Consider the following 14,317-nt stretch of genomic DNA (forward strand, 5'->3'; position numbering starts at 1 on the left):
TCAGGGAATAAAAAAGGGAGCATAAGCTCCCTTTTTTTGCGTTGAAAAAATAAATGCTTAAGACGCTACATAGCCGGCAATGTTGTAGCCGGCGTCCACATAAGTGATTTCACCGGTAATGCCGGAAGCCAGGTCCGAGCACAGGAATGCCGCGGCGTTACCGACTTCTTCTATCGTTACGTTTTTCTTCAACGGCGAAGCATCGGCTGCCTTGCTAAGCATGGTTTTGAAATCGTTGATACCTGATGCCGCCAGTGTTCTGATCGGGCCCGCGGAAATCGCGTTTACACGTGTGCCTTCCTCGCCCAAGGCAACGGCCATGTAGCGGACGTTGGCTTCCAGGCTGGCTTTGGCTACGCCCATGACATTATAGTTGGGCATAACGCGTGCCGCGCCTAAATAACTCAAGGTTAACAGAGAGCCGTTACGCCCCGCCATCATGGCGCGACCCGCCTTGGCCAGGGCGGTAAAACTGTACGAACTGATGTCATGGGCAATTTTGAAGTTTTCTCTGGTCGTGGCATTGACGAAGTCGCCATCCAGCGCATCGCGCGGCGCGAAAGCGACTGAATGCACGATACAGTCCAAGCCATCCCAGTGTTCGCCCAGCTTGTTAAAAACGTTTTCTATCTGCTCGTCGCTGCTGACATCGCATTCAACGGTAATGTTGGAATTACATTCAGCCGCCATGGTTTCAACCCGGCTCTGAAGCTTTTCATTTTGAAAAGTAAAAGCCAATTCAGCGCCTTCACGGTGCATGGCCTGAGCAATGCCCCATGCAATTGAACGGTTGCTGGCTAAACCCACAATCAAGACACGCTTGCCTTGCATAAAACCCATTATCATCTCCGAATGTTTTTGTTGCTACAATAGAGCTTTAATTATTTCTGTTTGTTTATTTCAATCCGCACCAACCTGTAACCGGTCGATGATAACATCCCCCATGAATTGCAGACGGCGGATTTACCCCGCCGTGACGAAGGGGTATCGGAAAGGATAGCCTTGCTTACGCAAGACTGTCAAATTTAACAACACCCCTAAAAAAGGGATTTTTTTTCAGGCTGCAAGGTATTTTGATGTCCAGTCTTTTGTCCATGAAGATGTATGCTGACCAAGCTCGAACGCTAGTTCTGATAGTGCTGGCTATAATATTGGGCGCCTGCGCTGATTCGCGGCTCAACAATCCTTATCCGCAAGAAGAGGGCGATCAGGCGGTTTTATATGAATCCTTTTCAGAACGCCCGAAGCATCTGGACCCGGCCGTGGCATACAGTTCAAACGAATATGCGTTTATTGCACAGATTTACGAACCGCCGTTTCAATACCATTACCTGAAAAGGCCTTACGAGCTAACGCCGCTGACGGCAACCGGCATGCCTGAAATCGAGTACCTGAATGCCAGGGGCGATAAACTGGCTTCAACCGCAAACGACAGCGATATTGCCTACACCGATTATATCATCGAAATTCAACCCGGTATCCGCTACCAACCGCATCCGGTTCTGGCGAAAAATGCGCAAGGCGACTATCTCTATCATCATTTGACTGCCGCGCAAATTGATCAGCTTGGCACCTTGCAGGACCTGCCCGAGTCCGGCTCGCGCGAACTGGTTGCCGAGGACTATGTGTACCAGATCAAGCGTTTGGCGCACCCGAAAATTCAATCACCCATTGCCGAAATGATGAAAAACTACATCGTCGGCTTCGATGAATTTTCCAAACAGGTCGCGGATAAGCAGAAATTTGAGATCAAAGACATTCCGATGGAGGGCGTTACCGCGCTGGACCGGTATCAATACCGCATACGCATTAAAGGCAAATATCCACAGTTTAAGTTCTGGCTGGCCATGCCGTTTTTCGCGCCAATGCCATGGGAGGCCGATGTGTTTTATGAACAACCCGGCCTGGACGACAAAAACATTACGCTGGACTGGTATCCGATAGGCACAGGCCCTTATTTTCTGGCCGAGAACAATCCGAACCGACGCATGATTTTATTGAAAAACCCTTTGTTTCATCTGGAAACCTATCCGTCCGAAGGCGAACCCGGCGATAAGGAAAAAGGCCTGCTAGCCGATGCCGGCAAACCGCTGCCGTTTATCGATAAAGTCGTCTATATGCTGGAGAAGGAAACGATTCCTTACTGGAACAAATTCCTGCAGGGATACTACGATGCCTCCGGCATCGCCTCCGACAATTTCGATCAGGCCATACAGTTCACCGGCAGCGGCGCGGCCACCTTGACCGAGGCCATGAGGGAAAAAGGCATCCAACTGGAAACGGCGGTCACGACCTCTATTTTCTATCTCGGCTTCAACATGCTTGATGCCACGGTCGGCGGGGACAGCGAGAAAGCGCGCAAGCTGCGTCAGGCTATCGCCATCGCCGTCGATTACGAGGAATATATCGCAATTTTTGCGAACGGGCGCGGCGTCGCGGCCCAGGGCCTGATACCACCCGGCATATACGGCTATGCTGAAGGCAAGGACGGCGTCAACCCCTATGTTTATGATTGGAAGGACGGCAAGGCACAAAGAAAAAGCATTGAAGTGGCGAGGCGGTTAATGGCCGAGGCCGGCTATCCGGGCGGTATCGATTCTAAAACCCAGCAGGCCTTGATCCTGTATTTCGATACGACCTCGGTCAGTATCGACGACCGACCGAGAATGAACTGGTACCGCAAACAATTCGAGAAGCTGGGCATCAAACTGGTCATTCGCGGCACCGATTACAACCGTTTCCAGCAGAAAATGCGCGCCGGCAATGCACAGATTTTTTTCTGGGGCTGGAATGCCGATTATCCCGATCCGGAAAATTTCTTTTTCCTGCTCTACGGGCCCAATGCCAAAGTCGCGCACGGTGGAGAAAACGCAGGGAATTATCAAAATCCTGAATTCGATCGTCTGTTCGAACAAATGCGCAATATGGAAAATGGCGAGCAGCGCTATGAAATCATTCAGCAACTGCAGGAACTGGTGCGCCGCGATGCGCCGTGGGTGTTCGGCTTTCATCCCAAGAGTTTTTCGCTATATCATGGCTGGTATAAAAACCTGAAACCCAACTTAATGGCCAATAATCAGCTTAAATACACACGCATCGATACGACGGCAAGGGCCGAGAAAAGAGCCGCGTGGAACAAACCCGTGTTCTGGCCCTTGCTGCTGGCAATTGTCGTGTTTATGCTGCTGTTAATTCCGGCGGTCCTCGCTTATCGTCGGCGTGTTAGGGAAACGATTCAATGATCCAATACATCATCCGTCGAGTGTTATATGCCTTTCCATTGCTGATGGGCGTCAATATCCTGACCTTTGTGCTGTTTTTTATCGTCAACAGCCCTGACGACATGGCCCGCATGCAGTTAGGGCAAAAGCACGTGACCGAACAGGCCGTGGAAAACTGGAAACAACAGCGCGGCTATGACCTGCCGCTGTTATGGAACAGCAAGGCCGAGGGCAAGGAAAAACTAACCCAAACCATCTTTTATCAGAAGTCGGCCGGCTTGTTCCTGTTTCGCTTCGGCATATCCGACAGCGACAGAAGAAACATAGCGGCCGATATCCAGCAACGCATGTGGCCAAGTCTGGCCGTCGCGCTGCCGACGCTGATCGTCGGTTTACTGGTCAATATCACGTTCGCCCTGATCATGGTGCTGTTCCGCAATAGTTACCTGGAGCATGCCGGCGTCGTGCTGTGCGTGATCCTGATGTCGGTTTCGTCATTGTTCTATATTATCGGCGGCCAGTTTTTAATCGGTAAATTGCTGAGGCTGGTGCCGATCTCCGGTTACGAAGGCGGCTTTTCGGCGCTGAAGTTCCTGATCCTGCCGGTATTGATCGGCGTCTTTTCCGCTATTGGCGCCAACGTGCGTTGGTACCGAACCCTGTTTCTGGAAGAAGTCGAAAAAGATTACGTGCGCACCGCGCGCGCCAAAGGCCTAAGTGAAACCCGAACCCTGTTCCGGCATGTGCTGAAAAATGCCATGTTGCCGATTTTGACAGGTGTTGTGGTGGTGTTGCCCACGCTGTTCATGGGCAGTCTGATCATGGAATCGTTTTTCAGTATTCCAGGCCTGGGCAGTTACACGATCGATGCGATTAACAGCCAGGATTTCGCGATTGTGCGCGCCATGGTGTTCCTGGGCTCGGTCCTGTATGTGATCGGTCTGCTGTTGACCGATATTTCCTATACCCTCGTTGACCCCAGAGTAAGGTTATCCTGATGATCATATTATGGACCGATGCGCTGATATTCCTGCTGATTGCGGTAATGCTCTTGCTTGGATTTTATCTGCGCGGCAAGGAATACATTAAACGGCCGATGCAACAGATAGCCCGCAGCAAGACCGGCATGATGTCGCTGACCGTGCTGATTTTCTTTGTCGTGGTCGGTCTGCTGGACTCGATACATTTCAAACCGCCGGAAGGCCACGGCAATGAAATCATCAGCGCGCTCGACTACTGGGCCACGCCGTTGCGCGAACACAGCGAGAAAACCTATTCGGCGCCTTTCGCCGTTTATCTGTACAGCAAGGAAATGATGACCTTGCCGGACGGCACCGAACAATGGGGCTATCCGCGCCTGCAATTCGGCGGCGCGCATCTGGCCGATCCCGAAACCGAACACCTGCCGGATATTCTGGAGAAAGCCTTTTATGGCTGGCTCCAGGGCGCAGGGCTGGTCGTGTTCTTCATGGTTCTGCTGGTCAGCCTGTTGAGAGAGCCGCATAAGCGCTTCATCGTGAGTCCAACGGCCAAGGCGGTCTGGGCGGTGGTATTCCTGGTCGTCTCGGTCAATTACATGCTGGTCTATTTGTCGGCTTATTATCACGTGTTCGGCACCGACAAGGTCGGCGAGGACGTGTTTTATCAGGCTATAAAAAGCATACGCACGGGACTCGTGATCGGCACGCTGACGACACTGGTCATGCTGCCCATGGCCCTCGTGTTCGGCATTATGGCCGGCTTTTTCCGCGGCTGGGTCGATGATGTCATCCAATATGTTTACACGACGCTGAATTCCATCCCCAGCGTATTGTTGATAGCCGCCTCCATCCTCATGGTGCAGGTGTACATGGCCGCGCACGAGGAAAAATTTACCAGCGTGATCGTGCGGGCCGACATGCGCTTGTTGTTTCTTTGCCTGATCCTGGGCGTGACCAGCTGGACCGGCTTGTGCCGGCTGCTGCGGGCCGAAACGCTCAAACTGCGTGAAATGGAATACGTGCAGGCGGCTCAGGCGATGGGGGTCCGGCGCCGCGTGATTTTGCTGCGCCATATCCTGCCCAATGTCATGCACATCGTGTTGATATCGGTGGTGCTGGATTTCAGCTCGCTGGTGCTGGCCGAGGCGGTATTGTCCTATATCAATATCGGCGTCGACCCCACGACCTACAGCTGGGGCAACATGATCAACGGCGCACGGCTGGAAATGGCGCGCGAGCCCGTGGTCTGGTGGTCCCTGACCGCCTCATTCATTTTTATGTTCGCGCTGGTGCTGGCCGCGAACCTGTTTGCCGATACGGTGCGCGATGCGTTTGATCCACGGCGAGGCGCCTATGAATAATCCCATCCTGTCCGTAGCGCACCTCAGCGTCAGCTTCAATCACGGCAACAAGGTCGTCGACGACATCAGCTTTGACGTCTATCCGGGCGAAACCTTTGCCTTGGTCGGCGAATCGGGTTCCGGCAAGTCGATCACGGCCTTGTCCGTATTAAGGCTGTTGCCGCCCAATGCCCGCATTCAGGCTCGTGCGATCAGCCTGCAGGGCGATAATCTGCTGCGCCGGTCCGAATACGAGCTGTGCCGGATCCGCGGCCGGCGCATCGGCCTGATATTCCAGGACCCGATGTCATCGCTGAACCCGGTCATGACCATCGGCGACCAGATCGAGGAAGTCATCAAGCTGCATTTTGACCCGCCGCAACAGGCGCTCAAACGACGCGTGCTGGAATTGTTGCGGCAGGTGGAGATTCCGTTGCCGGAGCAGCGTATCAACGATTATCCGCATCAACTGTCCGGCGGCCAGCGCCAGCGCGTCATGATCGCGATCGCGCTGGCCGGCGAGCCCGATTTGCTGATTGCCGATGAGCCGACCACGTCGCTGGACGTGACCATTCAGGCGCAAATATTGGCCTTGCTGAAAACCCTGCAGCAGCAGACCGGCATGGCCCTGTGGCTGATCAGTCATGATCTGGCCCTGGTGTCCAATTTGGCCGATCGCGTGGCGGTCATGCAGCAGGGTAAAATCGTCGAAACCGGGCATTGCGATGAATTTTTCCGTCATCCCCAGCATCCGTACACGCAAAAACTGCTCGATGCCTTGCCCTCCATGCAGAGCTGCTTGACGCACAGGCGGCAGGAAACGCCGCCGCTGTTGCAGGTTGAAGATTTTAAAGTCTATTACCCGATCAGAAAGGGCATTTTCAAACGCGTCGTCGATCATGTGCGGGCAGTCGACGGCGTCAGCTTCATCATCCAGCAGGGCAAGACCCTGGCCCTGGTCGGCGAATCCGGTTGCGGCAAGACCACGCTGGGCAAAGGCCTGTTGAACCTGATACCGGGCACTGCGGGACGGGTAACATTAGACGGCGTGGCGCTCGATACCATACAGGGCGAGGCGCTGCGGCAAAAACGCGCGGACATGCAGATCGTGTTTCAGGACCCTTTTTCCTCGATGAACCCGAGGATGCTGGTCGGTGATATCGTCGCCGAAGGCATCCAGGCGCTGCATCCAGGCGTCAGCTCGGTTAACAGGCAGGAGCGAGTCAGGCAGTTGCTCCAGCAGGTCGGTCTGCCCGAAGATGCCGCGCAACGCTACCCGCATGAATTCTCGGGCGGCCAGCGCCAGCGCATCTGCATCGCCAGGGCATTGGCTGTCGATCCGAAACTGATCGTTTGTGATGAACCGACCAGTGCCCTGGATGTATCGGTACAGGCGCAGATTATCGAACTGCTGAAATCGCTGCAGCAGGAAAAAGGCGTCAGTTACCTGTTCATTACGCACGACCTGGCCGTGGTGGCCGAAATAGCCGATGAAGTCGCGGTTATGCATAAAGGCAGGATCGTCGAGTACGGCAGCGTGGCACAGGTGCTGTCCGAGCCCCGGCAGGCTTACACGAAAAAACTGCTAGGGGCGGTGCCGGTGCTGAGGACGGAAAACAAGCCCTTTGCAGACCAGGGCAAGGAAGCTGTTTTGTAGCGTCGCCGTTGATATCGAAGCTTCCTGTCGCGGCTGCCCCATGATGCGACCGGGGAGCTTCATCAATTTGGTATATGCCAGTTTAATCAGGCCGTTTTATTGACAAACGCCAAACTTGTGCCAAATTTATCTATTTAGTTGAGTCGGTATTATCGCTGGTTACATAACAAATTCTACCGCTAAGGCTATCTGGTATTTAACGTTTATGACTGGCTTCGCTCATTGATAATCCCCGTCCATTTGTTGTGAACAGACGGGTGAAAAATCTTAAAACCAGCCCAAATCGCCTGCCTGCTGAATACCGGATCGATTGATAAAGTAGTCCTAATTATTTCCTACCTGAAACCACTCTCAATGCTATTTAAAAAAATTCGCGGAATCTTTTCTAACGACCTGTCCATTGACCTTGGAACCGCCAATACCTTAATTCATATTCCGGGACAAGGCATCGTTCTCAACGAGCCTTCGATTGTCGCCTTCAAGGAAGACAAGGTTCGCGGCACTAAGTCGATATCAGCCATCGGTGCCGATGCCAAACGCATTGTTGGCCGGACGCCCGGCAACATGACTATCGTTCGCCCCCTGAAAAACGGCGTGATCTCCGACTTTGCGGTCACCCAGCGCATGCTGCGTTTTTTTATCGAAAAAGTACATAAAAATAAATTTTTGCGCTCGAGTCCGCGTATTTCGATCTGCGTACCTTCCGGCTCGACCCAGGTCGAGCGCCGGGCGATCCGCAAATCCGCCGCCATGGCCGGCGCGCGGGAAGTGTTTTTGATTGAGGAGGCGATGTCCGCCGCGATCGGCGCGGGGCTTCCTGTCCACGAAACGTGCGGCTCGATGGTGCTCGATATTGGCGCCGGCACATCCGAAGTCGCGGTGGTTTCGATTAACGGCATTGTCTATTCGTCATCGATACGGGTTGGCGGCGACCGTTTCGATGAGGCGATCATCAACTATGTACGCCGTAACTATGGCGCGCTAATCGGCGAACCGACCGCCGAAAAAATCAAGATGGAAATCGGCACGGCATACCCCGATAGCAAGGCCAGGGAAATTGAAGTGACAGGTCACAATCTGGCCAAGGGCGTGCCGCACAATTTCGTGCTGAACAGTAATGAAATTCTCGAAGCGTTACAGGAACCGCTATCCGCTATTGTCTACATCGTGAAAACCGCGCTTGAGCAAACGCCGCCCGAACTGGGCGCGGATGTCACAAACCATGGCATCTATCTGACCGGGGGTGGCGCGCTGCTGAAGGCTATTGACCGATTGATTGCCGAAGAAACCGGTTTGCCTGTTTTTATCGCCGATAATCCGCTGACCTGCGCTGCCCGCGGCGGCGCCAGGGTGCTGGAAATGACGGACAGGAAAGGCGCTTCCGCTTTTTCTCTGTGCACGACAGCGATACCGGCTTTGATCAGATAGCCCCGCCATTCGACTTCATGATCGCTTGACTGACTCGCGTGAACAAGCACGCACAGAGCTGATATGCGAAGGCCGCGCCCGCTCTTTCAGCGGGCGCTGGTGATTTAACAGCCAGCCGCGGCAGGAAAAGTTGGCGCCGAAGCGGTATCAACTCATTGAGTGATTCGGACAAGCCCCTGCATTGGGCATGATTTAACAGATTCGCTGATCGCTTAGGCCCCAGACCTACGATATGACTGTCCGTTTCGGGCTTCTTTAGCTTTGCTTGAAAAAACGCAAAGGACGATTGCAGCGATTAAGCTATTGCTGGCCATGCCGCTGAGCGAATGGACCAAGGATTTAAAATTAACTTAAGTTAGCGAATGCTAGCCTTTGATAAAACAGACAAAAATGGACCAGAGGACATTATGATTATGGCTAAGTTTAAACTTGATGATGGTACTGAATATTTGGCGGAGGATTATATCGACGGGTATTTAATTAATCCGTTTTTGCTGCAAGGATCAACCCCGGTATCACCTTTCATCCTTCGTTCTGATTATGTATTTTCAGTGCATTGCCTGATCAATGGGTATTTGAGATGCTGGGGTGTGTTTGACAATCTCGTGGATGCGCTTAAATGCGCCAACAAAGGTGCTTCATGGCGCAATGGGACTTATGATCAGCGCTCATCAGTGAAAATGCGGCAAATATTCCCCCGGCATTAGCGGCAAAACTGGTCCAAACGTCAGCCAGCAATCGATTTATCGTACAAAAACTACCCCTCCCGAGTGTTTCCGGCTCCCTGTAGCCGGCATAACATGCCTCGAATTATCAACGGATTTATATTCACAGAGTTTTTACCCATGGTGGTGCACCTCATGCCTCTAAGGCAATTCTATCTGTTGTTTCAATATAGCAACCAGCCGTTACTTGAAAGCAACAGCTGTTGTGAAAACTAAGTATTGTTATCGACAGGCCCGCCTGAAAAACACAGTAGGGTACGCAGTGCGTACGAGACTGTGAAAGTATTCAATTTAAAGGATTTAACCACGAAGGACACGAACGCCTCCAAGGATGGAGGCGGTAGAATTGCGTCTGGAACAGCAATCGAGAGCACGAAGTTTTAAGCTATTGATTAACTTAATTTTACTTCGTGTCCTTCGTGATCTTCGTGGTGAATTAGGCTTTTTTATGACGTTTTTCACTAATTCTTTCACAGCCTCGTACCTTTTCAATCGGTTCCGGTGAATGTCATCCCAAAAGGTACGCACTACCCTAAAGGGCATAAATGCGTACCCTACCGGATTTATGAATACCTCTGGCGCCCTGTCGGTCATTGAATGGCTTGTTCTCATGGCGACGCATGCCTGAAGGCCATGTTTCCGGCTGATAACTAAACGCTCTAATTTCAGGAAGCCATTTTTAGCCAAATCCTAAGTCAAAGCGCCGAATTCAGGCAGCAACGGATAACCGCGCAATCGTCGCTAACAGCGCCTGCTGCCATGAACTATTTTTGGCAAATAAAGTGGAACGATTGCCATGGGGGTAGAGTCTTTTTGACAAGGTAGCGTTGAGATTCTTGTTCCTAAGGAGGCGTTATGGCCGCAAAACCATTCAGTTCGAAGGCAGTTTTTCTACGTAAACGACGAATAACCGCTCCTCAGCCCTGGAGGATGCCGCTATGAGCTTTTGGGACAAAGGCCGGATGCCGGAAAGCGAAGCGACGGATCGGGAACAGGCCGGCGGCTGGAGCACGAGCAGGCTGCTGACCAAGCGGACGTTGATCGTGGTCGCGGCGATCGCGGCGCTGCTGCTGATGGTTTGGCAGGTGGCGCAGATTTTACTGCTGATTTTCGCGAGCATACTGCTGGCGCTGTTTTTGCGCTCCTTCGCAATAACCATCAGTGAGCATACCGCCTTGACCGTTAATGCCTCCCTGATATTGGTCGTCTTGATTCTAGTGACAAGTTTCGTGGTGATCGGGGCAATGTACGGCCCCGATATCGCTGATGGTTTCTATCAGTTATCCCTGCAATTACCCGGCACGCTCGACAAGATGGAGCATAATCTCAAGCATTATGACTGGGGGCCGGCGTTTCTGGATACCCTGGCCCGGGCCGGGCGAGCCTTGACCGATCCCCGGCAGTTGGCGGGAATCGCCGGGATTTTTTCGACTGCGTTCGGAGGCATCGGCAGTACCCTGATCGTGCTGGTGCTCAGTCTTTATCTGGCCGCCGATCCAAAATCCTATATCGACAGTGCCGCGCGCCTGGTTGCCCAAGAGCGCAGAGCGCGGGTCTACGAGGCCTTCGAACGGCTCGGGCACGCGCTACGCTGGTGGTTGCTGAGCCGAATCGTCTCGGTAGTGGCAATTGGCATACTGACTTTTGTCGGGCTGTTGATACTAGGGATGCCGTTCGCTTTTATTCTAAGTCTGGTTGCCGCCGTTCTTAATTTCATTCCCCATATCGGGCCGATCATCGCGACTGTGCCCGCGGTCATGGTGGGCTTGACCGAGGGCGGATCAATGGTGCTGTATGTGTTTATTCTCTATGCGGTGATCCAGGCGCTGGAAAGCTATCTGATCACGCCTTACATCCAGAAGCAGATGATATCCATCGCACCGGCCTGGTTGCTGGCAGCCCAGCTTGTGATGGGAGCCAGTTTCGGCATCCTGGGATTTTTGCTCGCGCCACCGCTGGCGGTCGTGGTCATGGTGCTGGTGCAGATGCTGTATGTACGGGATGTGCTGGGCGAGCAGATGGAATTGCCCTGAGTGTGCTTTGGGCTGATCCGGTTTACCGGCCCGTTCCGCACCGCCTTGTTGGGGTATTTGTTGCATAGGGATAAGTCATTCAGCCGGTAAGCGGCGAAATCCATGTCTTATTGTTAAGGAGGAGCCATGTCTGTAAAACGATTCGATTCGGAGGCACGCTTGCCCGGTCTTCAGCGGATAGTCGGGAAGAACAGGCAGCGGATGCTCACCAGCAGGTCCGAAGGCAAGGGGCGCATGACGCGCGGCATCCGGCTCGCCAGGGAGACGCGGTCATGAGCACGGCGAATCAAGGCGGAACACCTGAAAGCCAGGCAATAGACAGGGAAACGGCCGGGACGCACAGCGCGGGCGGGTTGCTGACCAAGCGGACGCTGATCGTGGTGGCCGCCGGCGCTGCGCTCATTGTGCTGCTGCTGATGGTGTGGCAAGTGGTTCAGGTTGTGCTGCTGGTTTTCGCCAGCCTGTTGCTGGCGCTTTTTCTACGCACCCTGGCAAACTTCATCTGCCGCCATACGCCTCTGTCCGTGGCCTGGTCCCTGACCCTGGTGGTGCTGACATTGCTGGCGATTTTCGTGCTGATCCTGCTGTTGTACGGTCCCGATATCGCCGACGGCTTCTATCAATTGTTCCGGCAATTGCCGTCGGCGCCGGAGCGGATACGCAACGCCCTGGCACAGTACGAGTGGGGGCCGGCGTTGATGGATACCTTGTCCCGGGCCACGAGCACCCTGACCGATCCCAAGCAACTGTCGCAAATCGCCGGGATTTTTTCGACCGCGTTCGGTGCCTTGGGCAGCCTTGCGGTCGTGATCGTGCTGGGCCTTTATTTCGCCGCTGATCCAAAAGTCTACATCAACGGGACGATGCGCCTGTTTCCCCAGGAGCGCAGGGCGCATGTCGGCGAAGCCCTGGAGCGGGTCGGGCATGCGCTTCGCTGGTGGTTGCTCGGCCGCATCATCGCCATGCTCGTTGTCGGGGTCCTGACCGGTATCGGACTGGCGGTACTGGGCGTGCCGTTCGCATTCATCCTGGGACTGGTTGCCGCTATCCTGGATTTCGTGCCTAACATCGGACCGCTCATCGCCGTCGTGCCGGCGGCGATGGTCGGGCTGTCCCAGGGAGGCGCGACGGCGCTGTACGTGCTCATCCTCTATTTCGTGGTGCAGAGTCTGGAAAGCTATCTGATTTCGCCGTTCATCCAGCAGCGGGTGGTTTCCCTGCCGCCGGCCCTGTTGCTGATCGCCCAGCTCATGCTGGGGGTGGGTTTCGGTATTTTGGGATTGCTGCTAGCTTCACCGCTGGCGGTTGTGGTCATGGTGCTGGTACAGATGCTGTATATGCGGGACGTGCTGGGCGAACAGGTGGATTTGCCCTGACGCGGTCTTTGTACCTTGGGCGGACCGAAAGGTCATAAATACAGTCAGCCGCCAGCTTTTCAGCAAGGCGCGCCGCAGCGCGCTTCATCATTGGCTTTCGCCTTAATGCCCGCATTTTCGCGGCAATCTGTCTAAGTATTTACCCGACTGCCCCGGTTTATCCCCGTATGATATGTTTATAAATTATGGAGAAATCATGATGTGCGTAGTCCACGGATCGGTCGAGATACTTAAAAAACAACTCAGCTGCCTGGGCCAGTATTCAGCGGATACGCCATGATAATATTTGGACGATAAGGAGCACAATGGAACCACGTCCACTTAGCAAGTAACCGTGAATTTTTTCCTTAATTGTTAAGGAGGCATTATGTCTGTCAATCTATTCGATTCGAAGGGTGTTTCCCTGGACAAGCAACGGATGACTTGGAAGGATATGGTTCAACCTCCCATCAGCAAACTTGATGATGAGGCCTTTACACGGGTGAGGATCATCCTCACCAATGGACTTGAAGTGGAAGCACTGCGCTTCCAGCACCTGTGCGCACGCATGAACAAAGACCTGCAGGTGCCGCTGGCGAAAGTCCGGCGCGTCGAGCAGCATCAGCAAACGACCATTAACTGGCTTATCTCGTCCGATCATTCGCCGCTGGAAACCACCATCGCTTATGAACAGGTCGCCGTCGAGGTTACGGCCGCGGTGGCGCAAACCGAGCCCGATCCTTATCTGGCCCAGGTCTACCGGTTCGGGCTGCTGGAGGACTTCGACCATCTTTATCGTTACTCGGCGCTGCTCGACCGCCTGGAAGGCAAGGATGCGAACAACATCCTGCAGTCCCACACCGATATCATTCCGGGCCGGCCCACCATAGACGAACACCGGGCGCCCGAGAACGATCTGCGCGAGCATTACGACCGCGCCACGGCGGATACGATCAGCAAGCTGCACGCCACAACCATCATGGCCGCCGAGTATCAGACCCATGACTACTACGCCAATATCGGGCCGACTTATGCGGACCCTGTCGCGCGCCAGTTGTATGCCGAGATCGCCTCGATCGAGGAGCAGCATGTCACGCAATATGAATCCATCATCGACCCTAGCGAAACCTGGCTGGAAAAATGGCTGATCCATGAGGCGACCGAAGTCTATAACTACTACAGCTGCGTGGAACAGGAGACGAACCCCCGCATCAAGGCGATCTGGGAACGCTTCCTGGATTATGAACTCGGGCACTTCGCCTACGTGTCGGAACTGTTCAAGCAATACGAGCGCCGGGATCCGGCCGAGATCATTTCGCAAACACTGCCCGATCCGATGCCGTTCGAAAGCAACCGCGACTTCGTGCGCCAGACGCTCAACCAGGAAGTGGACATGCGCACCAGCGGCACCCAGTTCGTCGACAAAGCCCAGGAAGACCAGGCATCGCTGGATTATCGCCAGCATGTCAATTCAGGCGGTTCGCCTTCTGAATCGGTCGCGGAAGGCTACCAGTGGATGCCGGGCACCGAACTGAACCGCAAAGTCGCTTAATCACCGAATTATCCAGGAGTTGAACA

At 53.9% G+C, this 14,317-nt stretch carries 11 protein-coding genes; 10 read left to right on the forward strand and 1 reads right to left on the reverse strand.

Annotated features, from left to right (window positions below; genetic code table 11):
- Positions 1-57: 57 nt before the first annotated feature.
- On the reverse strand, positions 58-840 hold the full coding sequence (locus METMA_RS0116685) for an enoyl-ACP reductase FabI (protein WP_020160251.1): 783 nt from the start codon (positions 838-840) through the stop codon (positions 58-60).
- A gap of 254 nt (positions 841-1,094) precedes the next feature.
- Between METMA_RS0116685 and METMA_RS0116690 the strand changes: the two genes are divergently transcribed.
- From METMA_RS0116690 to METMA_RS0116735, 10 genes are all read left to right on the forward strand, one after another.
- Positions 1,095-3,242: an ABC transporter substrate-binding protein gene (locus tag METMA_RS0116690; protein ID WP_020160252.1), complete on the forward strand. Its 2,148-nt coding sequence runs from the start codon at positions 1,095-1,097 to the stop codon at positions 3,240-3,242.
- Positions 3,239-4,219 carry an ABC transporter permease gene (locus METMA_RS0116695; RefSeq protein ID WP_020160253.1) on the forward strand — a complete coding sequence of 327 codons (981 nt, stop codon included), beginning with the start codon at positions 3,239-3,241 and terminating at the stop codon, positions 4,217-4,219. The genes METMA_RS0116690 and METMA_RS0116695 overlap by 4 nt, the downstream gene beginning before the upstream one ends.
- Positions 4,219-5,562 (forward strand): ABC transporter permease, encoded by a 1,344-nt coding sequence (locus METMA_RS0116700; RefSeq protein WP_020160254.1) that lies wholly within the window; start codon positions 4,219-4,221, stop codon positions 5,560-5,562. The genes METMA_RS0116695 and METMA_RS0116700 overlap by 1 nt, the downstream gene beginning before the upstream one ends.
- On the forward strand, positions 5,555-7,198 hold the full coding sequence (locus METMA_RS0116705) for an ABC transporter ATP-binding protein (RefSeq protein WP_020160255.1): 1,644 nt from the start codon (positions 5,555-5,557) through the stop codon (positions 7,196-7,198). Before METMA_RS0116700 ends, METMA_RS0116705 begins: the two co-directional genes overlap by 8 nt.
- Before the next feature lie 354 nt (positions 7,199-7,552).
- Positions 7,553-8,626 carry a rod shape-determining protein gene (locus tag METMA_RS0116710; RefSeq protein ID WP_020160256.1) on the forward strand — a complete coding sequence of 358 codons (1,074 nt, stop codon included), beginning with the start codon at positions 7,553-7,555 and terminating at the stop codon, positions 8,624-8,626.
- Positions 8,627-9,039: 413 nt separating this feature from the next.
- Positions 9,040-9,333 carry a hypothetical protein gene (locus METMA_RS0116715; protein WP_156830533.1) on the forward strand — a complete coding sequence of 98 codons (294 nt, stop codon included), beginning with the start codon at positions 9,040-9,042 and terminating at the stop codon, positions 9,331-9,333.
- Positions 9,334-10,289: 956 nt separating this feature from the next.
- On the forward strand, positions 10,290-11,384 hold the full coding sequence (locus METMA_RS0116720) for an AI-2E family transporter (RefSeq protein WP_020160258.1): 1,095 nt from the start codon (positions 10,290-10,292) through the stop codon (positions 11,382-11,384).
- 126 nt (positions 11,385-11,510) lie between these two features.
- Positions 11,511-11,660, forward strand: a complete 150-nt coding sequence (locus METMA_RS27095; protein WP_020160259.1) for a hypothetical protein — start codon at positions 11,511-11,513, stop codon at positions 11,658-11,660.
- A complete protein-coding gene (locus tag METMA_RS0116730) occupies positions 11,657-12,760 on the forward strand; it encodes an AI-2E family transporter (protein ID WP_020160260.1) in 1,104 nt (367 codons plus the stop codon). The genes METMA_RS27095 and METMA_RS0116730 overlap by 4 nt, the downstream gene beginning before the upstream one ends.
- 367 nt (positions 12,761-13,127) lie before the next feature.
- A complete protein-coding gene (locus METMA_RS0116735; protein WP_020160261.1) occupies positions 13,128-14,291 on the forward strand; it encodes a hypothetical protein in 1,164 nt (387 codons plus the stop codon).
- Positions 14,292-14,317: the final 26 nt, after the last annotated feature.

It is taken from the genome of Methylobacter marinus A45, from assembly GCF_000383855.1.
GTDB classification, from domain to species: Bacteria; Pseudomonadota; Gammaproteobacteria; order Methylococcales; family Methylomonadaceae; genus Methylobacter; species Methylobacter marinus.

Excerpts from the sequence above, each read along its gene's own strand:
- METMA_RS0116700 (WP_020160254.1), top strand. The coding sequence starts at position 4,219 with ATGATCATATTATGGACCGATGCGCTGATATTCCTGCTGATTGCGGTA.
- METMA_RS0116690 (WP_020160252.1), top strand. The coding sequence starts at position 1,095 with ATGAAGATGTATGCTGACCAAGCTCGAACGCTAGTTCTGATAGTGCTG.
- METMA_RS0116695 (WP_020160253.1), top strand. The coding sequence starts at position 3,239 with ATGATCCAATACATCATCCGTCGAGTGTTATATGCCTTTCCATTGCTG.
- METMA_RS27095 (WP_020160259.1), top strand. The coding sequence starts at position 11,511 with ATGTCTGTAAAACGATTCGATTCGGAGGCACGCTTGCCCGGTCTTCAG.
- METMA_RS0116720 (WP_020160258.1), top strand. The coding sequence starts at position 10,290 with ATGAGCTTTTGGGACAAAGGCCGGATGCCGGAAAGCGAAGCGACGGAT.
- METMA_RS0116735 (WP_020160261.1), top strand. The coding sequence starts at position 13,128 with ATGTCTGTCAATCTATTCGATTCGAAGGGTGTTTCCCTGGACAAGCAA.
- METMA_RS0116705 (WP_020160255.1), top strand. The coding sequence starts at position 5,555 with ATGAATAATCCCATCCTGTCCGTAGCGCACCTCAGCGTCAGCTTCAAT.
- METMA_RS0116715 (WP_156830533.1), top strand. The coding sequence starts at position 9,040 with ATGGCTAAGTTTAAACTTGATGATGGTACTGAATATTTGGCGGAGGAT.
- METMA_RS0116710 (WP_020160256.1), top strand. The coding sequence starts at position 7,553 with ATGCTATTTAAAAAAATTCGCGGAATCTTTTCTAACGACCTGTCCATT.
- METMA_RS0116685 (WP_020160251.1), bottom strand. The coding sequence starts at position 840 with ATGGGTTTTATGCAAGGCAAGCGTGTCTTGATTGTGGGTTTAGCCAGC.
- METMA_RS0116730 (WP_020160260.1), top strand. The coding sequence starts at position 11,657 with ATGAGCACGGCGAATCAAGGCGGAACACCTGAAAGCCAGGCAATAGAC.